Consider the following 19,958-nt stretch of genomic DNA (forward strand, 5'->3'; position numbering starts at 1 on the left):
ATCCCTAAGTCGTGATCGCGTAGGTCACGGCTAGACGAAACTCGCCCTGGGCGGGCACGGTCACCACATCATCCGCCGCATTTGTCGTTTCCACACAAACAAAATGTTGGTAGGCATCGTCGGTCAAATCGCCCGACTGTGCGGCGACATCAATCCACGGATTCCACACCACAGCAGTCTGGTTCCCTGATGAGGTGATCCGAATTTGTCGCTGTAATGCGGGGTCGTCAATCACTAACTCGGGAGGCACACCCTGATAAATGCGATCCACTTCTGACGCGATCGCGATCGGCCCAGTTTGCGGCTTCACGGTGCCAGCATCCACCTTATCGATGTAAGTCGTGCCGTCGAGACCGAGCACCGTGGTTTGCGTGATGTCGCCCACGGTGAAATAGGTATGCAGCGCTTGGGTGATCTCAAAGGGGCGATCGCTCAAATTACGACTCACCAGGGCCAGCTCCAGAGTGTTGCCCACCGTGATCTCAAGCTCCAAGGTAAACGCATAAGGCCACAATGCCCGCGTATCCTCGCTATCCCTAAAGCCCAACATCACCTGCGTCGCCCCACTCGGCAGCGCCTGAGTTTCGTGGATGCTCCAGAGGCGATTGCGCGCAAATCCGTGATTCGGACGCCCTAACCCTTTTGGGTCAGGGCCAAACCAAGGCCAGCAAATTGGCGTCCCGCCTTTGATCGCTTTGCCTGGCTGATAGTAGGCGTTTTCACTCACAAACAGGAGATCGTGGGTGGCATTGCGAGGTTTGAACGACAGCACCTGACCACCATAGAGCGAAATCAATGCCGTCGCCTGCTCGTTGGTCACCTCAATGTACGGCCAGCCGCCTTCGCCAGCGATCACTTGCACCTGTCCCGCGAGGCCATAGTCCTGATTGAGTTGTGCCAAATCCATCACGCCCATCCTCATGTCTGCCGTTCTATTAAACCGCAGTCGGATTAATCGACGCCAAAAACCCGACCTCTCGCCAGCGATCGCCTACGCTAAAATTGGCGCATTCAGTGGCAATACATTGCTCTGTAAAGGAAACCAACGCCATGTATCAGCCCTTTGATGCTGCCCCCACCGAAGCCCGAGTCCAGCGGTTTTGGGAACTGGGCGCGAGCTTTGGGATGGAGCGCAATGCTTATCACAACTATTTGAACGAGATCGTTAGCGATCGCTATGCGCTGATTAACGGGTTGCAGCTCTTGCGCGACGAATTGCAGTTTGCGGCGGCCAGCGAAACGGACGTGAAAGCCTGCGGGGCCGACATGAGTTTGCCCAGCGTGGTGACGACCCTGGCCTACACCAACTGCGGCGATCGCGTGCATCAGGGCGAGGCCACCAAACGCTATCGTGATGTCGTTGCTTCCCGCTTTGCCACCATGTCAGAAATTGGCGAACTCAAGCTGGAAGCGTTTTTCCCAGCGGGCGGCGGTACCGATAATGGCGCGACGTTGGCCCATGTCACGGTGGCTCACGAACTAGATGAAACCCTGAAGCAAAGAGTGTATGACGGCAATGCCCAGTCGATTTCGCTGGTCGCGATCGACCTCAAAACCCATGTCGGTCGCCTGCGCGAAAATGGGCGACAAGTCTATGGCAAAACCCGCGAGTCGCCCTGGCGCGAACCCCGCGCGGCCTGCGGGGCGATCGTCGGTGCGCTGACCCATTACGACCCCAATAATCTGATTCATCGCCGCATTCGCGATGACCTGCGGGGGCGCAATTTTCAATACCTGTCCAATCACCAAATTTTGACGCAAGACGGGGTCGATATCACCATGGCGATCGCCTCTGCTTTAGTCGCCATTCGGGGTATTCGCGACACGGCGATGGCCGTGGCGCAAGAGATAGACGAGCGCGGCCTGGCCCACCTGACTGCCAGCACCACCGTGAACCGTCCGTCGCGGGATGACCTGGTGATTTATCTCGCTCGCGCCACGGTCTTTAATGGCAAAATTCGCATCCAAAGCCTGGGCACCGAGGCCGACAAGTACGGCGGTCGTCTGGTGGATTATCGCGGCGAGAAACGGTTGCAGCTGTCCTACGGTGACTGGGATACCAACAACCTACCGATCGAAGAAATTCCCTATCGGGTGCGATCGTCGGGGTTGTAATCGTGGGCGATCGCCCCTTCAACCCCACACATCTGAGCGGCGATCGCACTCGCTCGTATAACGAGGCGATCGCCGGATGACCATGCCAGTTGTAGCGAACTGCCTTCCCGAAATCGCTCCCCATTGGTTTGAAGTCTGTTTGCGGGCACCCTATGTCAGCGGCCAGCCAGACTAAACCCCACCGGGTGCCGTGCTTTCAGGTAATTCAGCGAGAGACTAAGGAGATGACGAAACGCTTGTCAATCAAACATTTGGATAGCCTGAGAAGGGGGCACCACTGGCGCTATTGGCTCATGGCGTTATGCACCACTGCTGTGCTGTGGCTGTCGTCCGGCGTTGCCTTGGCCCAAGCCCAAGGCACCTATCCAGCCTTTGAGCACCCCTATGTCAATGATTACGGCGACGTACTGTCGCCTGAGCAAGAGACCAATGTCGGTAGCCGTTTGGAACAGTTTCGGTCTGAGACTGGGGTACATGCGGTATTGCTGACGGTCGATACCTTTGGCCGCTACGAAACTGGGGACAGTACGATCGAATCTTTTGCCACCAACCTGTTCAATACTTGGGGCATTGGTGATGCTACGCGCAATGATGGCATTTTGGTACTGGTAGCACCGGGCGATCGCCAGATGCGCATCGAAGTCGGGGCCGGGTACGATAGCCAGGCCGACCAGACCGCTCAAATCATCATCGATAATCAAATGCTGCCCTACTTTCGCGACGGGCAAATGGCAGCGGGTACGGTGTCGGGAGTCGATGCCGTGATCCAGTATTTTGCTCCCGGTGCTTCACAGCCGGCCCAGCCGTCATCGGCTGCCACCGCCACCCAGGGGAGCTTTTGGGGGCGGATCATTGCCTTTCTGTTGATTCCGCTGAGTGCCTTAGGGGGGCTTTTGCGGCTGGTCTATGGCTGGTGGAATCGGCAGCGATCGCGCCAGTGTCCCACCTGCCAAACTGAGATGCGCCGCCTCTCTGAACAAGACGATGACCAATATCTCGAAGCTGGTGAACGTCGTGAAGAGTCCTTGAAGTCAGTCGATTATGACGTTTGGCTGTGCCCGACTTGTGGTTACCACACCACCCTGTCTTACAACAGTCTGTTTTCGCGTTATCGCAAATGCTCCCAATGCCACCACAAAACGCTGTCAGAAAATAGTCATACCCTGGTTAGCCCCACTTACAGCAGCACCGGCACCGCTGAAATCACGCAAGACTGCAAGCACTGCGGCCACCACCATGTGTTTACCCGCACCATTCCCCGCAAACAGAGATCGAGCTCTAGCAGCAGTTCGGGCGGTGGGGGGAGTTCTTCCGGCGGTGGGGCCTCTGGGAGTTGGTAAATCACGTCGCCCCCAGCGGCATCAATTTTTTCACCAGCCGCCCTTGTCCTTGCCTGTGTAGGCACTTGATTGCAGCTTCGTTACAATGGGCTGCCATACCCGCAAAAGGTCGTCAAAACGGGAAAGCTATAGTGAAAACACGTGATCCCTGCGATGTCGCTGAATTGATAACGCATTGGGGACGTGTGACAACGCCGTTGAGACCCTGGGTATGGCTATGAATGACTTCTTCAAAGGCTTTGAGCAACTGCTAGAACTGGCAAAAACGCTAGAAGAAAAAGCCGAAAATGGCGAGCTGAAGACAGACATTCGGGTCAACGCGCGGGGCTTGGGCAACATTCCTCGCCAGGGCAATATGCCGGATATTGGCGTTTCGCGCATTCGCACCCCGGGCGCGGGAGATGATGACGACGGCGGCATTAGTGAAGAGGTGATTATCACGCCCCCGCCTGCCGATACCAGCAAGGGCGCGGATGCCACGGTCGCCTCGGAGAACGCCACCACCGCCGATGCCTCACCCTCGCCATCAGCTCAAACACCGCCCCAGCAAGCCGCTCCCAAGGCTCCCGAAATGCCCTCTCTCAAAGATGTCGGGGGGCTGGCTGCCGTCATTCAAGAACTCAAAGAGCTAATCGAAATTCCCCTCAAGCGGCCCGATGTGCTGACCAAGTTGGGACTGGAACCGCCTCGGGGCGTGATGCTCGTGGGGCCACCGGGCACAGGCAAAACCTTGACGGCCCGATCGCTGGCCGAGGAGTTGGGCGTCAGCTACATCGCGATCGTCGGCCCCGAGATCATGGGCAAATACTATGGCGAGGCCGAAGGCCGCCTGCGCAAGGTGTTTGAAAAAGCGGCCAAGTCCGCTCCCTGTCTCATCTTCATTGACGAAATCGATAGCCTCGCCCCCGATCGCAGCAAGGTCGAAGGGGAAGTCGAAAAACGCCTGGTGGCGCAACTCCTGAGTCTGATGGATGGCTTTGCCAAAACCCAGGGTGTAGTCGTGCTAGCGGCGACGAATCAGCCGAACCATATTGACCCAGCCCTGCGGCGTCCCGGTCGACTTGATCGCGAAGTGCATTTCCGGGTGCCCGATCGCGATGGGCGGTTAGAAATCCTCAAAATTCAAACCCGCGAGATGCCCGTGGATGACACCGTGAGTCTGGATGCCGTTGCCGATGTGGCGGTGGGCATGGTCGGTGCCGACCTCAAAGCCCTCTGCCAAAAGGCCGCTTACCTGGCCCTGCGGCGACAGGTGTCTTCCCTCAGCGATCCCATCCCGCCCGACCTGCACGTCTCCCAAGCGGACTTTGCGGCGGCACTGAAGGAAATCAAGCCGTCGGTGCTGCGCTCGGTGGAAGTGGAATCGCCCCAAGTCGAGTGGGATGATATCGGTGGGTTAGCAGCGGCCAAGCAAACTCTGCAAGAGTCGGTGGAAGGCGTGCTGCTGTATCCCGAGCTCTATCAACAAACGGGAGCCACGGCCCCGCGCGGCATTTTGCTGTGGGGGCCACCGGGCACCGGCAAAACCCTACTTGCCAAAGCCGTCGCCGCCCAAGCCCGGGCCAATTTCATCGCCGTGAATGGGCCAGAGCTGATGAGCCGTTGGGTGGGCGCGGCGGAACAAGCCGTTCGAGAGCTTTTCATCAAAGCGCGCCAGGCTGCCCCCTGTGTGGTGTTCATTGACGAAATTGATACGCTGGCTCCCGCTCGGGGGCAGCACCAAGGCGACTCGGGGGTCAGCGATCGCGTGGTGGGGCAACTGCTCACCGAACTGGATGGCCTGCAAGACAGCACCGATGTCCTGCTAGTCGGGGCCACCAATCGTCGTACAGCGCTTGACCCAGCGTTGCTACGGTCGGGACGGCTAGATCTGCAAATCGAGGTGGATTTGCCGACGGTAGAAAGCCGCCTCGCGATCTTGCAAGTGCATAACAGCGATCGCCCCCTCGAAAACATCGACCTGGCGGACCTGGCGGCCCAAACCGACGGCTGGAATGGGGCCGACCTCGCCCTGCTCAGCAACCAAGCTGCCCTCGAAGCGATTCGCGAATATCGGGCCTCTGGCGCGGACGATCCCACCCAAATTCACATTCAGCCCCAGCATTTCGCCGCTGCCCTCGCGGCCTTACAGCGTCAAAAACAGCTCAAAGGGTAACCCATTGAACCGATTAGATACCTGGTTCAGCGGCGATTTTGCCAGACTTTATCGCTTGGGCTAATTGCTCGTAGTCACGTTCGGTTTGGTCGGCATAGGCGATCGCAAATTTCGCGATCGCCTGCGCAAATTTATCATTTTTACCGATATAGCCCAGGGTGGTGGCGGCATCACCCGTGCGAGCATGGGCGCGAGCCAACGTCCAGCCACAGAGTTCCAAATAGGTTTCTAAGCCTTTTGCATCGAGGTCTTCTATCTCTACAGAACCCTTCATATCTTTGAGTTGTCGCCAGTAGTAATCCACTCCGGTAGGGAGGCTACGATGCCAGCCGAGAAAGATATCACTCACGGCTTGCATTAGGCTTTGGCCCGTCACCACTCGCTCTGCATGGGTTTCGTAGGTGTGCGCGGGCAAACAAGGTTCCAGCACCGACGCGCTGGCTTCTTTGAGTTGCAGAACGATCGCGTCATCTTCGCTCTGGCCGGCGAGCAGTACAATCAGACACCGAGTGCCCACACTGCCAATCCCCCCTACCCGCAGCGCGCCATCCACAATGCGATAGCGACTCAATAGAAATTGCTGTTCTTTTGACAAACTTGCTAAATAGTCGTGCCAGTTCGACTCAATGGCGGCGCGCAGAGCGTCTGGAGAGAGGCCAAAATCGCCCAAAAATTCCGCGTCGGCACCGGCAGCGCTTAAAGGCACTAATAGCGGCGGTTCACTGATGAACCGCCGCTGCCCGTCTTGTTGTGTAGTGAGCTTTTCGAGAGTTTGGGCTTGGGTGCGCTGACGGGCCTTTTTCACCATTTCTCGGGCGGTTTTGTGCCCCCGTTTCGAAGAGGCGTCTTTGAACAGATCGAGCACATACTCGGCATCAATGTGGTAGTACCACATCTCCAAAGTCGTATGGTCGTCAAAGTACTGCATCGCCTTTTGATACGCCCGGCCCACGGTCTCTGCTAGATCACGATTATCAGAATCTTTGCAACCGTTCGATCGCCCCGCTAGCACCGCACTCGCCGCAAGGCGTTTCACATCCCATTCCCACGGGCCGGGATACACTTCATCAAAATCGTTGATGTCGAAGATCAGGTTGCGCTCGGGGGAGGCAAAGACCCCGAAATTACACAAATGGGCATCACCGCAGAGCATCGCATTAATGCCAGACACCGGGGTAGAAGCCAAATCGGCAGCCATCACCCCCGCCGACCCCCGAAAGTAAGCAAAGGGCGACTCGACCATGCGGCCATATTTGATCGGGAGCAGGTGAGTCAGCCGATCGCGATCGCTCTGCTGCAGTCGCGCTAACGGATCAACGCGATTGGCCACAGGCGACCAGTTACCGTGGCTGCTGCGACCAGTTTGAGAGCGTAGCGCTTTACCCTGATCATATTTATCAGCTCGCGTGAGGGTGGCCATAGGGGTGAGGATAGGTTGCAAAGGGTGAGGTCATGGTAACGCGTGACTTAACCCCCTTTGCCATCCTCACGCACCTTGTCCCGAGTGAGCTGTTCACCTTTTCATCATTTCCCTGGTAGGGGTAGGGAGACCAAGCCTTTACAATGAAAGCAATCGCCATCGCCTTTGTCTAATCAAGAGTGGCGTAATTATTGTTGATGTGGTCAGGATTGAGCATACCGTGACGATTTCTTCAGCAGATAAAACAACGACCTTGCAACCCAGTTACAACCTTCCCATCGCCTTGATTTTCGGCGGTCTTGGTTGGGCCTGTTTGTCCTGGGTGATGTGGGGAATGACATTTGCGATCATCGCGGGCATTGTGGCCTTGTTAGGCGGTTTTTTGCTTTACCAGGCGGCTACTTTACGGCTAGTATTTACCGTCACGGATCTAGATATTTACCGGGGGGACAGTCGCATTCGCCGGTTTCCCTATCAAGACTGGCAAGTTTGGGATATTTTTTGGTCGCCTGTACCGATTTTGTTTTATTTTCGGGAAGTCAACAGCATTCATTTTCTACCGATTTTGTTTAGCCCCGCCCAGTTGCGATCGCAGCTCGAACAGCATGTGCCGCCTCAGGCCAGCGATCGCTAACGGTAACCCGCTGCCGATTGCCGATTGACTTTTCGTTTTTATTGATTGTTTGGATTGTTTGAGATTGCTTATGCCTGCTGATGAATCGCCGCTATCGTCTGCCCAGTCTGCCTCAGGAGACAGCAGCACCTCGCGGACAGACGCGCGAGTGCAAGCTGATTTGGCTCGCATGGTACGGGAGGCGGCCAGCGATTTGGAGCGCCAGAAGCGATCGTTAGAGCTCGAAATCGAAAAGCTCGAACGCCGCCGCGATCGCATCAACGCCGAGATGAAAACCTCATTTGCCGGGGCCTCCCAAGATTTGGCGGTGCGCGTCCAGAGCTTTAAGGAATATCTGGTCGGTAGCCTGCAAGATTTGGCGACCTCTGCCGAGCAACTGTCATTATCGCCCCCAGAACCGCCGCCCAGTCGCCCCGCCGCTGCTCCCTCTGCTTCCCCCGCCCCTGAACCCACGTCGGCTCCATCCCCCCCGGCGACTCGCTCCCCTCATCTGTTAGATGCGGAACGGATTCAGAGCTTGTTAGACCAATACCGTTTGCGGCCTGACTACTACGGCCCAGTCTGGCAATTACGCCGCACCTTTGAGCCCATTCACGCTGATCGGGTCGCCAACTGGATGCTCAATCAAGGGGGGCGCGGAGCCGTCAAAACCCTCAACAGCCGCTTGCAAAATGTGCTGGTAGCTTCAGCCGCGATTTCGATGTTGCACACCATGCATGGCGATCGCCTGCGGGTGCTGGTGCTCGCTCGGAGCCCGGAGCGCTTAGGTGACTGGCGACGGGGTTTTCAAGACTGTTTGGGGGTGTCACGGGCCGACTTCGGCACCCGCAGCGGCATCATGCTGTTTGAGTCGTCAGAGCCCATGGCGCAACGCGCCGAACGCTTACTGGAAAACAACTATCTGCCCTTCATCATCATTGATGAGTCAGAGGGCAAAGTGGCTCTGTCAATCTTGCAGTTCCCTCTCTGGTTAGCGATCGCTCCCGACCCCAACAACCCCACTTCGGAAGCATACGAATTCTATTAAGCGATCGCTCGACAAGGGGCTCTTTGCCCGCCATCTCAACTAAGGGATCAGGATTATATAAAATCCAATTTTGGTCAAAGCAATACTGTACCTGCCAGTGGACAGCCGAGACGGCTGTTCCAACTGATTCAATCCTTATGCCTAACTACTCGGGGCCTCGTCCAGACTGGCGACCATCGCTGCACTATCCCGTTATTCGGTCGGCACTTTCGGCAACGGTGGAAAGTTGGGCAGCTCCACTGCGGACAACGATTTACGTTTCCGTTGAGATGGGCGTAACGGATGTACTAGCGGCGAAGGGGAGCTTTGCCCCGCTTGCATGGCCTCTAACGCTGGCACCGCTGATGTTGCAGGGCGGTCAATTTTAGGTTTAGTTGGTGGCTCCGGCTCGGTCATTAGTGTCTCGAATGCGGGCACCGAACTGATCGGTTCACTGATGGCGGGCGCACCGCTATTTTCTTCGTCAGGCGTGGGCACCGCTGGGGGAGTCGCATTCACCGGGGCTCCCCAAGGAATCGGCTCAGTAAACTCAGTGGTCGCTGTCGTGGGTTCACTGGGGGCAGAGACCGTTACTTCAGGACTTGCGGATGAAAGATCAGTGGAGTCTACCGCCGACTCCGCCGGAGCAGTGCCCGTGACCGTTTTTTCCATCACGCGCTCGACGTCTTGCCAAAGTTGCTGTTCAGCAGCTCGATCAATCGCAGCTGGCGGCTCTGCCTCAGGGGCTGCAGCGGCGGCGGGTTGGTCACTGGTCCAATCCGCTAACTGCTCAGGAGGGTGGGAACGAGCTGTCGTGGGTGTCGTTGGGGGGTCTGAAGCGCGCGCTCCAGGAGATTGCAGCAATGAATATAGCTGGGGATCAGTCGCCGCCTGCGCCGGGTGGGCCGACCACGGACGAATGCTCTCAGAACGAGGCATTCCAATGGTGGGAGATGACGGCCCCGATGGGGCGGCAACAGACTCACTCGCCGGGCTCACACCGTGCTCAATGCTGTGAGAAGCATGTTGAAAGGCCGTTGTATCCAGGCACTTTTCCAGCGCCGATTTAAATTGCAAGGTGTACTGCTGCTGCCGTTGTAGGCGCGATCGCAGGTCCGCGCAAGTGTCTTCGGCAACCTGCAGTTGCTGGGCCCGTTCCGTTTTGCGTTTCCGCAGAATATTGCCTTCTTGTTCGAGGCGCTGCGCCCGGTCTTCGGCAGTCTTGAGCTGAGCACTCAGGGTGTTGGCTAATAGGGTTTGTCGCTTGAGGGCGGCATTCGCCTCATCCAGTTCGCTGAGCAACTGAGCCACCGAGCGGGTTTGGGCGACAGCCACTTTTTCTTCTTCGGTGAGCCGCGGCGATCGCTCAACCTCTTGCTGCAAAGCTTGTTGCGATCGCTCCAACGCTTCTTCTAGCTGCTGCACTCGCGATAACAGCGCTTCATTGCACTGTTTCAAGTCGCCAATCCGGCTTTGCAACTCAACTGTTTCGTCCGGCGTATTCATCGCTTTTACATTAGATGGGGGCTCGCCTGGGGCCATCGCGCTTAAGGGGGGCATTCCTACAATGGCAACCGTTTCCCAATCATCATTGCCAGCTTGGCCGTCAGACGGCAACGGCAACTGACCTTGAGCAGCAGCTAACGAATCAGCCGAATTAGCATCGTGAGAACGGGGCGGCACGTTTCCTTTGCTCATGATCTTCGGGGGAGTTTCAACAGTGAATCGCAGGAATCAGCAGCATATCTAGCGTGATGGCTGCGCTAATCACTATGGTGTAGCACAAAATCTCAAAGTCAACTCACCAATGTCAAAAAAATATCCCAAATGAGGGGGCCGAACCCTCTCCCGAGGGCCTTCCTCGTCAGGTTATGTTGGCAACGTGAATCACTGTTATCAGTGATTATCCCTACCATCAGTGTGTTTTGAAAACCTGAAGGCTCTCAGTGCCACCCTGGTCTTTTGCTCAGAAAATGACCTGTTAGTGCTGTCAATGCCTTCAGGTTTTCTTTATGGCAGTTTTGGTGCATCGCATTTTGCCGCCCAATTACAAACCCCTTCCAACCGTCAGTTAGAAGGGGTTTGTCAGCACTTTTCACGGCTTAAGCAGAGCCCGCTATACAGCCCGATCATGGCTCAGCACTAGCGCTGCATACCAGCCAAAGCGGGAGCTTGCTGTAGCTCGGCTCGAACGTTGCCATCGTCATCGATGGTTAGCAACACCGCATTACCATCCTGAACTGAACCGGCCAGAATGGCCTCAGCTAGAGCATCCTCAACCAAGCGAGCGATCGCGCGCCGCATGGGGCGGGCTCCGTACCGCTGGTCATACCCGGAGTTGATGAGCTTGTCTTCAAATTCGGGGGTAACACTGACGGTAATGCCTCGCTCCGCCAACCGCTGATTTACACCGACCAGCATTAAATCAGCGATCTCCTTCACTTCGGGCTTCGTGAGCTGACGGAAGACGATGATCTCATCGAGACGATTCAGCAGTTCAGGCCGGAAATACTGTTTCATCTCTTCCTGCACCAAACTGCGGATGTTGTTGTACCGAGTGGTGGCTTCATCCTCGATCGCGGTGTCAAAGCCCATGCCGCCGCCACCCTTTTCGATGACCTGTGAACCGATGTTCGAAGTCATGATGATCAGGGTGTTTTTAAAGCTCACCGAGCGACCTTTGGCGTCCGTCAATCGGCCATCGTCCAAAACTTGCAGCAGGATATTGAACACATCAGGATGCGCCTTCTCAATCTCATCTAACAAGATGACCGAGTAGGGCTTACGCCGCACCGCTTCGGTGAGTTGTCCCCCTTCGTCATAACCAATGAATCCCGGAGGCGAGCCCACCAGCTTCGAGACCGTGTAACTCTCCATGAATTCCGACATATCTAGCCGGATCATTGCCTCTTCGGAGCCAAACAGCGCGGCAGCAAGCGCTTTGGTGAGCTCGGTCTTACCCACCCCGGTCGGGCCTGAAAAGACCAGGCTAGCGATGGGACGATCCGGACTGGCGAGTTTCACTCGCGATCGCCGAATGGCTCGGGCTGAGGCTTCCACGGCTTCGTGTTGACCAATCACCCGCTCGTGCAAGGTGTCTTCTAAGTGCATGAGCTGCATCGCCTCTGACTCAGTCATGCGCGTGACGGGTACCCCTGTCCAAGAGGCCACAATTTCCGCAATGTCATCATCTTCGACGACGGGCTGGGTCATCGGCGGCGCTTCCGCCGCTTCCGGCTGAGGACCTTGAATCTGGGCCAGCAATTCATGCTTGCGTTGGCGTAATTCTTGGGCCTGGGCAAATTCCTGAGACCGCACCGCAACTTGCAAGTCACTCGAAACCTGACGTAACTCTTGCTTTACCTCTGGCGAAGGATAGCTGATTTGGTAGCGCAACTTGATGCGTGAACCCGCTTCATCAATCAGGTCGATCGCCTTATCCGGTAAATGGCGATCGCTGATGTAACGATCCGATAGCTCGGCCGCAGCGTTCAGTGCGGCATCGGAGATCAGAACATTGTGGAACTGTTCATAGCGGCTACGGATCCCTGCCAAAATTTCAATTGTGTCGGGCACCGAAGGCGGTTCCACCATAATCGGTTGAAAGCGCCGCTCCAGCGCTGCGTCTTTCTCGATATGTTTACGGTATTCGTCGAGGGTGGTGGCACCAATGCACTGCATTTCACCTCGGGCGAGGGCGGGCTTGAGCATGTTAGCCGCATCCATTCCACCTTCTAAGGAACCGGCCCCAACCAACGTGTGAATTTCGTCAATCACCAAGATGATGTCGTCATCGTTGCGGACTTCGTCCACCAGCTTGGTCAGGCGTTCTTCAAAGTCACCTCGGAAGCGGGTGCCGGACACGAGTGAACCCATGTCGATGGCATAAACCTTTTTGCCGATCAGCGTTTCCGGCACATCTTGATTGACGATGCGCTGAGCTAAGCCTTCTGCGATAGCGGTTTTACCGACACCCGGTTCGCCAACGAGCACGGGGTTATTTTTGGTGCGACGCCCCAGGATTTGCACGACACGCTCGATTTCTTTGGCGCGGCCCACCACAGGGTCAAGTCGTCCCTCTGCGGCTTTCAGGGTGAGGTCAGTACTGTACTCTTCAAGCACATTGCTCTTGCGACGGCGATCGCTGGTGCGCGATTTGCGCCCCCCTGCCGGAATCGCCGCTGCCTCGCCCAAATCTTTGATCAAGCGAGTCCGCACCTTACTGGGGGAAACCCCAAGGTTTTCCATGACTCGGTAGGCCACGCTCTCACGGCTTTGCGTCAAGCTCAGCAGCAGATGCTCGGGTTCAATGTAGGAGGCGTCAAGCTTACGGGCCTCCTGAAAAGCGCTCTCAAAAACTTGCTTGACTTTAGGTGTAAACGGCACCTCCGAAGGGGGATTGCCGCTGCCGCGACCGATGATGGCTTCGACTTCCGTACGTGCGTCGGTCAAGTTGACGCCAAACTCGGTCAAAACTGCCGCGGCCACGCTGGAATTTTCGCGCAGCAGTCCCAGCAGCAATTGCTCGGTGCCGACGAAATTATGCTGCAATCGACGGGCCTCTTCTTGGGCCTTCATGATGACGGCGATCGCGGTGTTGGTGAAGTGCTCAAACATAGCCCCGTGTTGGTTCTGGTGTGCAAGGAAGACGGACTTCCCTAAATGGCTGCTCTGGCGACGAGGTGACTGCCGTCTGCGGAGACTGCACTACCTCTGTAAAGAAACTGTACAAAGAAACTTTACTAAACGGCAGTAGGGAGAGCCGAATACAATTCGTAAAAACCCTCAAATCCAGTTATGGCAGAGAAAATTAACAAGGTGAAAGTTCTGCGAATACTCTCTGACAGAAGACTAAACTTAGAGGTTATTTACATAATTTAACAAGTTATGCTCCGGAATGGATGCTTTTTGCAACAAATGGAGATAAAATCACTCCTCGAAAAACCGATTCATAATTCTCAATGTACGAGATTTCCATGTTCCAACCGACTCACTGGCTAGTTTCTCGTTCCCGCAAGGTGCCTGTCGTGGTGCAGGGGCGAGGTGAGAAATCACTCGTGTTCACTGAAGGCGAGTGGGGAAAGACGGATGCCCCAGCCTTCGAGTTGCACGTCAGAATGGGGATGTACTGCAAGGGAGTGCAGGTTTTGGGGTACTCGCTGGAGCCGATGCCGGTGGGCGCTACTGAGGCCGTCGAGGCATCGCCGTGGCGGTGTTGCCCTTAGAACGTGGTTTGAATGACTGTCGGCATCGGCTTGCTAGGCTGCCAATGTGATCACCAATTAATGACCAGCCCGACTGACCCCTCAAAATAATCCAAGGCGACTTGTTCTGCCCCGTCAGTTTACGAGCCGCGTCTTTGAATGTCGCTTTGATTTGCTCTGTCAACATCAGCATCAGCACCACTCGTCGCTGATCGTCTAACCGAACTTTGGGGGACTTATTTCAACGCTACTCCCTAACGGGGCAACGTCGAAGAATTGCGCCAAGGCGGTGGAGTCGGCTTGATAATCCACCTTCAGCAGCACACGTCGAATCGTGCTGTAGGAGGGTAAACGCTGCTTCGGCGGGTCAAACAGTTCTAGCAAGTCCCGACGGTAGCTGTTCAGCCAGTCGCCAATGGCGAGAAAGCCCTGATTTCCGGCAGTAACGGCCAACGTAAACAGTGCCAAGCACAAGGTCATCTGGTGTCGTTTACCGGAAGCCTGTCGAACATCCGGGAGTTCGGCAAAGGCTTCTAGAATCCCAATCCGACCCGTTGCCGGGGAGACGGGTAGACTCATCATGTTTCCAGAGACTTGCTACAGTTTGAAACCCTAGCATATGAAAGCTTCTGGGAGAATGAAATAGCCCTGATATTCAGGTGCTAAAACCAGCCGATTTTACTTGTGAGTTGTTTGCCATTGAGAAGACTACTTATCGGGGAAATTAGTTGGCAAGGACGGGTGCGATCGCTGGCGATTTCTAAGGGAAAGCTCATCTGAATATCGGCGGCGGAAAAATCCCTTGCTAACCAGTCTTGGTCCTGCAGGCTGGCTTCAATAAAGGCTAAATTCGTCTGCAGTTGAGGATCGAGAAACTGAGCTTGTACTTGGGTCATAATCTTCTTGGCTACCGGACGCAGGCAAAACGGCATGCCTGGGCTTTTCGGAATGCGGTTAAACACGAGCTTCATCACCAGCCATGGCATCAGCGAGCCTTCGGCATAGTGCAGCCAGTGCGGTAGTGGCGGCGGTTCTCCGGCGCGGTCGGCACCAGTTGGCCTTGACTGTAGGTCTCAAGCAGATATTCGATGATGGCTCTGGACTCGGCCACCGTGATCTCGCCGTCAGTAATCACGGGAGATTTTCCCAATGGATGCACGGCCTTCAAGCTTTCCGGCACCAGCAGGGTTGGCGGGTTGCGCTCATAGGATTTGAGGTCGTAGTCTAGTTCGAGTTCTTCTAGCAGCCAGAGCATGCGCTGGGAGCGGGAGTTTTCAAGGTGATGAGCGGTAATCATAAATCAGCCCCTGGTGTGATCGGATCGCGGCGCATAACGATCACCGTCAGGGTAACACCGAGACGAGCAAGGCCAGGGTTAGTCGGTCGATTGCAGCGCCCAAGCGAGAAAGCGCTCGGTATAGTACAGTGCCAACTGGTTACTGAGGCCGTTAAAGACGGTGTCAAAGGCATGTTCCGCCCAGGGAATTTTGAGCCAAACGGCTTGATTAGCCGTGGCTTGGAGCTGTTCATAAAGCTGGCGGCCATACTGGGCCTGCACAACGTGGTCACGACCGGCATACACCAGTAGAGTTGGCGGTAAATCGGTGGTCACGTAGTTGATTGGCGACGCCTGCCGATAGAGCTCTGGGGCGGCCTCCGGGGGTCCCCCTAAAAACGCCCTCAAGACAGCCCGAGTCTCAATGGGATCGGGGACGGGTGGGTCGCGGTAGCCAGCGACGAGATCCACCGGCCCATAGTAGTTGACGACCGCCTGTACGGGGATCGCCGATGCATACGCGGCGATCGTCGCGAGTTGTGCGCCAGCGGATCGTCCAAGCATCGCCAGGTGATTGAGATCCACGGACAACTCCTCAGCGTGGGTTTGAATATAAGTCAGGGCTGTCCTCACATCCACCAACTGCGCTGGAAAGCGATACTGAGGGGCGTGACGGTAGTCAATGGCGATGACGGTATAACCTTGGGCCGCCAGGTAGCGGTTGAAGTTGGTTTTGTTGTCGGGGCTGCCGCGCTGCCACGCCCCCCCGTAGATCGTCACGATGGTTGGATAGCGACCAGGATTGAGCGGTCGGTAGACATTCAGCGTCAGGGGAATCTCGTCGGGCCGAGCAAAGACGATGCCCCGATCCGTGTGGACTTCCTCTAGGGCAATGCCGCGCAAGCTATCCGCTAACACCAAAGGCCGGGAGCGCAGGGACTGCAGTGTCGTTGCTGGGACGTTAGCCAGAAAATCATCACCTAGCACGGAGCGCATCTCGGCATCGATCTGTCGGTTAGCGGCGGGAAACTGAGCCAGCGGCAGTAGACTGAGCCCGAGCCCCAGCAGGCTACCGATCAGTATGAGGAGATGGAGTCGACTGCCAGTCCAGCTCAGGCTAACGAGTAAAAGCGCGATCGCATTGATGCCAATCAGCCAGGGACTGATTTCTGGTGCGCCCACGCCCAGTGGCAAGAGGAACGCCGTGGGCGCGGGGATGACAATCCAGAGACTAAGAAAAAGCCCCACTAAACTGAGGAGTAGGATGGGCAAAGTCAAGAAAACAGCTCAGTAATTTGCATCAGTAAAAGGACTCCAAGTTTGTAGAAGTAGCCCATTTTTACAGGAATCTTGGCATCCTCTTGATTAGCCCTATTTTGGGATCTTGAAGCCGCTTTGGCATCAGTATTCAAAGCGCTCGCCGGGCAAAGGCGGAGTGGTTTGCGGCGGTTGAGATAGCTGACTGGCTTGCTCATAGGCATAGGCAAACCCAAGCAACTTCGGTTCGCTGTACGCTTCAGCCATAAACGACAGGCCAATCGGCAGTCCGGCCTCAGTAAAGCCCATGGGTAGGGTGATGTCTGGAAAACCGGCAATATTGGCGAGATAGCCAGCACTATAGGGGTCACCCGCTTCACAGACGTAAGTTGGATCAGACTCGACTGTGTAAATCGGGCTGGCCGGACAAGCCATTGTCGGGTAAATCAGGGCGTCAATATCGGCCGCCGCCATGACGTCTAGCAAGGTTGCCCGTATTGTCGGAATTTCATTCGAGAGGGAATATAGCAATCCCGTGTCGGCTAAGCCGCCCGTTGCGACCATCGTGAGTAAACTTTCTAACCGTGCCGGGTTGACTGGGGTGGCCGAGTCCATGATCGCCGGGGCCATACTGGCTTCTACCAGAGCCGCTAACGACTTGGGAAAGGGCTCTGGTAGAGTTGCTAGATACGCCTCAATTTGGGGCTTAAATTCATTGTCCCAAGCGGGTCCCATATAGCTCCAGGGATTTTCGAGGGACGCGGGCAGGTCAACTGTCACCACCGTCGCGCCCTGGGCCTCTAGCTGGTCAACCGCCAGTTTCGTCAGCGCATCAACCTCGGCATTGCCCCCGAGAAAATCAGTGATCAGGCCAATGCGAGCGCCATCGAGCGCATCCGCTTCTAAAAACTGGGTGTAGTCTGCAACTGCATCGGCTTCGCTTTCGAGCGTGCGAGGGTCAGCCGAGTCCGGGCCCGCCATCACGCCCAGAGCGATCGCGGCATCCGTCACAGTGCGGGCGATCGGGCCACCCACATCAAAGGACAGGGTCAACGGCACAATGCCATCGCGGCTGACCAAGCCCATGGTTGGTTTAATGCCGACCAAACCCGTCACCGCTGCTGGCCCCCGAATCGAACCGGCGGTGTCGGAGCCGGTACCCAGTGCCGCAAAGTTGGCGGCGATCGCGGCGGCTGTACCACTGCTAGACCCGGAAGCATTGCGGCTTAAGTTATAAGGATTCAGCGTCAGCCCCCCCCGAGAGCTATAGCCCAAGCGACCATAGGAGGCCGCAAACTCGCTCATATTGGCTTTGCCGAGGATAATCGCCCCGGCCTCTCGCAACCGGCTCACCACAAACGCATCATCGGGGGGAATCGCCTCGGCCAGCACGGCAGAACCGGCCGTCGTCGGCATATCAGCGGTGTCATAGTTGTCTTTGAGAATAATGGGAATGCCGTGGAGGGGACCCATGTTTTCTCCCCGAGCGCGAGCGGCATCGAGCGCGATCGCCTCGGCCAACGCATTGGGATTAATGGTGATTAACGCGTTAATGGCGGGTCCTTCGTCGTCATAGGCCGCGATGCGATCAAGGTAAAGTTGCACCAATGCTTCCGAGGTCAAGGCTTCGGCCGTCATCGCGGCTTGCATGTCCGCGATCGTGGCAGTTTGCAGATCAAAGGTTTCGGCTCTAACTGGGGAGACAAAAATCGTGGCGGCGATCGCCAATCCGCCTGCGCTCAATCCCAAACATTTCATCAGCCTGATTCCTCACTTTGTAACCGGTCTTAACCAAACTTTGAACAGCTGGGTTATTGGCACCCTAAGTCAGGACTCGGATTTGCTTTGTGGCAAAGGCTACCGGCCCCTACACCACTCGCCGAAACCTATAGGGGTGCGGATTGCGCGGGAGCCGGTCACTTTCTATGTAAGTAGGAAAGCAGGATTAAACGTAGCATGAGTGAACGGAGGATAACCCATGCCGGCCATGAGTCCTGGGCTTTGTGAAGAGGTTGCGGGGGTTTACAAATGATTGCTCCCTCCTACTTAGCCCCAAAGTAGCGAAGATACGGTAGTCAGAGGCCACGCTGATTGTTGCTCCTGAGTAAAAAAAGAAACCGGCTAAATTAGGGCCTTTAGAGTCGACCAAAAATAAATTCAGAACCCTTGTACATCAATGCTTTTGAGCTTGTTTCACCTGGTTTCAGCTACGCTTGCATTGGGCCAATTGAAGAGTCGCTGTCGCCTTCGAGTTCTTGGACCGCATTCTCTAGCTCGGACTCCAACTGCTCGGCGCTAGGTAAGACCTTGGGAAACCGGTGCTCGGCAACGGCAATGGGATTCTTGAGGTGTCGCAGGGAGTATTCGGCGATCGTTCTATCCTTGGTCTTGCAGAGAATGATACCAATGGTGGGTTGATCTTCTGCTTGCCGCTCTTGGTCGTCGATCGCGGACAGATGAAGTTCATCAAGCCTGACTGTTCGGGTCTGAAGCTACCCATCTCCAGTTGAATGACGATGAAGCACTGTAATTTCAGATGATAGAAGAGCATATCGATGCTGGAATTCTTTTCCACCGATCTCAATACGATAGTTTTGGCGGACAAAGGAGAATCCGACTCCGAGCTCTAAGAGGGTGTTTTAAAAGTCGTGCAATGAGTAAAAAAGCTTTCTCAGTATAGGCTGCAAGTATTGATGTACGGAGCCCTGAGAAAGCTGATGGTTAAAGAGTATCCCAGCAACCTGAACCGTGACCAGTTCGACTTATTCAGCGACTTGCTGCCGCCCGCGAAACCTGGGGGACGACCGCGCACAGTGGATGTCTATGCGGTGATTAACGCCATTCTGTATGTGCTCGTCGAAGGGGTTCGCTGTCGCGCCCTGCCGGGTGACTTTCCCCCGTGGCAAACGGTGTACATGTACTTCCGGAACTGGCGTAAAGATGGCACCTGGCAACGGATTCATGACCGATTGCGGGAGTGGTATCGCATCGAGCAAGGTCGGCAACCGAGTCCGTCCGAGGCCGTCATTGACAGTCAAAGTGTCAAGCGTGCTGCGGGGGTGAACGCCGCCGTCGGCTTCGACGCCGGGAAACAGATTAAAGGGCGGAAGCGCTTTCTGGCAGTCGAGACCCTGGGTCTGGTGATGGCTATATTCGTCACGGCAGCGAGTACCCCGGAACGGGACGGGGCAAAAACTCTATTGCCGCGAGTCAAAGCTCTCAAACCCCGCAGTATTCAACGCCTATCGCCAGTTTGTCGCGGCCTGCAATCTCAACAGTCTGAGTAACTTTGAACTTGATTTTTGAGGCGTTGACCAGGGACCAGGTGCCTTGAGGTGGTTAGGGACCGGGTGCCTTGGGACTCACCGATGCAATATGTGTCAATAAGCTCCAAGGCACCCGGTCCCTTTTTCGCGTAGAGACGACAACAATGCCCGTAGCGTAATAGGGGATGAAGAGGACTGGGCCATCGGTCTGGGCGCAGACCTTTGTCACTCTATGGATTAAGCCTAAAGCAACTCTGATATTGGCTCGTCCGCTAAAGTCTGGGG

17 protein-coding genes and 1 pseudogene are annotated in these 19,958 nt (G+C 55.9%); 7 read left to right on the forward strand and 11 right to left on the reverse strand.

Features of this window, described 5'->3' with window-relative positions; genetic code table 11:
• Window positions 1-4: 4 nt before the first annotated feature.
• Entirely contained in the window at window positions 5-907 is a 903-nt protein-coding gene (locus tag JUK32_RS12140; RefSeq protein WP_204139120.1) for a D-hexose-6-phosphate mutarotase, read from the reverse strand.
• Between the two features lie 143 nt (window positions 908-1,050).
• Between JUK32_RS12140 and JUK32_RS12145 the strand changes: the two genes are divergently transcribed.
• Complete coding sequence (locus JUK32_RS12145; RefSeq protein ID WP_204139121.1) at window positions 1,051-2,115, forward strand: hypothetical protein; 1,065 nt, start codon at window positions 1,051-1,053, stop codon at window positions 2,113-2,115.
• Here JUK32_RS12145 and JUK32_RS12150 read toward each other — a convergent pair.
• On the reverse strand, window positions 2,088-2,264 hold the full coding sequence (locus JUK32_RS12150; RefSeq protein ID WP_204139122.1) for a hypothetical protein: 177 nt from the start codon (window positions 2,262-2,264) through the stop codon (window positions 2,088-2,090). The two genes, JUK32_RS12145 and JUK32_RS12150, sit on opposite strands and share 28 nt — an antisense overlap.
• A 75-nt stretch (window positions 2,265-2,339) precedes the next feature.
• Between JUK32_RS12150 and JUK32_RS12155 the strand changes: the two genes are divergently transcribed.
• Together JUK32_RS12155 and JUK32_RS12160 are read left to right on the forward strand one after the other, a co-directional pair.
• Window positions 2,340-3,455: a TPM domain-containing protein gene (locus tag JUK32_RS12155; RefSeq protein ID WP_204139123.1), complete on the forward strand. Its 1,116-nt coding sequence runs from the start codon at window positions 2,340-2,342 to the stop codon at window positions 3,453-3,455.
• Window positions 3,456-3,672: 217 nt separating this feature from the next.
• Window positions 3,673-5,610 (forward strand): AAA family ATPase, encoded by a 1,938-nt coding sequence (locus JUK32_RS12160; protein ID WP_204139136.1) that lies wholly within the window; start codon window positions 3,673-3,675, stop codon window positions 5,608-5,610.
• A gap of 13 nt (window positions 5,611-5,623) precedes the next feature.
• On the opposite strand, the gene JUK32_RS12165 is transcribed toward JUK32_RS12160, so the two are convergent.
• Window positions 5,624-7,030 carry a DUF2252 domain-containing protein gene (locus JUK32_RS12165; protein ID WP_204139124.1) on the reverse strand — a complete coding sequence of 469 codons (1,407 nt, stop codon included), beginning with the start codon at window positions 7,028-7,030 and terminating at the stop codon, window positions 5,624-5,626.
• 220 nt (window positions 7,031-7,250) lie between these two features.
• Between JUK32_RS12165 and JUK32_RS12170 the strand changes: the two genes are divergently transcribed.
• Both JUK32_RS12170 and JUK32_RS12175 read left to right on the forward strand, forming a co-directional pair.
• Entirely contained in the window at window positions 7,251-7,664 is a 414-nt protein-coding gene (locus JUK32_RS12170) for a DUF3119 family protein (RefSeq protein WP_204139125.1), read from the forward strand.
• Between the two features lie 70 nt (window positions 7,665-7,734).
• Entirely contained in the window at window positions 7,735-8,691 is a 957-nt protein-coding gene (locus JUK32_RS12175) for a DUF3086 domain-containing protein (protein WP_204139126.1), read from the forward strand.
• Between the two features lie 192 nt (window positions 8,692-8,883).
• Here JUK32_RS12175 and JUK32_RS12180 read toward each other — a convergent pair whose 3' ends face one another.
• Both JUK32_RS12180 and JUK32_RS12185 read right to left on the reverse strand, forming a co-directional pair.
• Window positions 8,884-10,368 (reverse strand): hypothetical protein, encoded by a 1,485-nt coding sequence (locus JUK32_RS12180; RefSeq protein ID WP_204139127.1) that lies wholly within the window; start codon window positions 10,366-10,368, stop codon window positions 8,884-8,886.
• 444 nt (window positions 10,369-10,812) lie between these two features.
• The gene (locus JUK32_RS12185; protein WP_204139128.1) at window positions 10,813-13,287 is read right to left on the reverse strand and encodes an ATP-dependent Clp protease ATP-binding subunit; all 2,475 of its coding nucleotides are present in this window, start codon (window positions 13,285-13,287) and stop codon (window positions 10,813-10,815) included.
• Window positions 13,288-13,646: 359 nt separating this feature from the next.
• Between JUK32_RS12185 and JUK32_RS12190 the strand changes: the two genes are divergently transcribed.
• Window positions 13,647-13,895 (forward strand): hypothetical protein, encoded by a 249-nt coding sequence (locus tag JUK32_RS12190; protein ID WP_204139129.1) that lies wholly within the window; start codon window positions 13,647-13,649, stop codon window positions 13,893-13,895.
• Between the two features lie 195 nt (window positions 13,896-14,090).
• On the opposite strand, the gene JUK32_RS12195 is transcribed toward JUK32_RS12190, so the two are convergent.
• From JUK32_RS12195 to JUK32_RS12220, 6 genes and pseudogenes are all read right to left on the reverse strand, one after another.
• Window positions 14,091-14,453, reverse strand: coding sequence for a transposase family protein (locus JUK32_RS12195; RefSeq protein ID WP_204139130.1), 363 nt, complete (start codon window positions 14,451-14,453; stop codon window positions 14,091-14,093).
• 83 nt (window positions 14,454-14,536) lie between these two features.
• The gene (locus tag JUK32_RS12200) at window positions 14,537-14,836 is read right to left on the reverse strand and encodes a hypothetical protein (RefSeq protein ID WP_204139131.1); all 300 of its coding nucleotides are present in this window, start codon (window positions 14,834-14,836) and stop codon (window positions 14,537-14,539) included.
• Window positions 14,837-14,859: 23 nt separating this feature from the next.
• Window positions 14,860-15,171 (reverse strand): glutathione S-transferase N-terminal domain-containing protein, encoded by a 312-nt coding sequence (locus JUK32_RS12205; protein ID WP_204139132.1) that lies wholly within the window; start codon window positions 15,169-15,171, stop codon window positions 14,860-14,862.
• Between the two features lie 78 nt (window positions 15,172-15,249).
• On the reverse strand, window positions 15,250-16,428 hold the full coding sequence (locus JUK32_RS12210) for an alpha/beta hydrolase (protein WP_239112587.1): 1,179 nt from the start codon (window positions 16,426-16,428) through the stop codon (window positions 15,250-15,252).
• Between the two features lie 123 nt (window positions 16,429-16,551).
• Window positions 16,552-18,165, reverse strand: coding sequence for an amidase family protein (locus JUK32_RS12215; protein ID WP_204139133.1), 1,614 nt, complete (start codon window positions 18,163-18,165; stop codon window positions 16,552-16,554).
• A 449-nt stretch (window positions 18,166-18,614) separates the two neighbouring features.
• Window positions 18,615-18,958, reverse strand: a pseudogene (locus JUK32_RS12220) (PDDEXK nuclease domain-containing protein).
• Window positions 18,959-19,124: 166 nt separating this feature from the next.
• Between JUK32_RS12220 and JUK32_RS12225 the strand changes: the two are divergent.
• Window positions 19,125-19,694, forward strand: a complete 570-nt coding sequence (locus tag JUK32_RS12225) for an IS5 family transposase (protein WP_239112588.1) — start codon at window positions 19,125-19,127, stop codon at window positions 19,692-19,694.
• Window positions 19,695-19,958 lie beyond the last annotated feature (264 nt).

It is taken from the genome of Halomicronema sp. CCY15110 (assembly GCF_016888165.1).
Classification (GTDB): Bacteria; Cyanobacteriota; Cyanobacteriia; order Phormidesmidales; family Phormidesmidaceae; genus Halomicronema.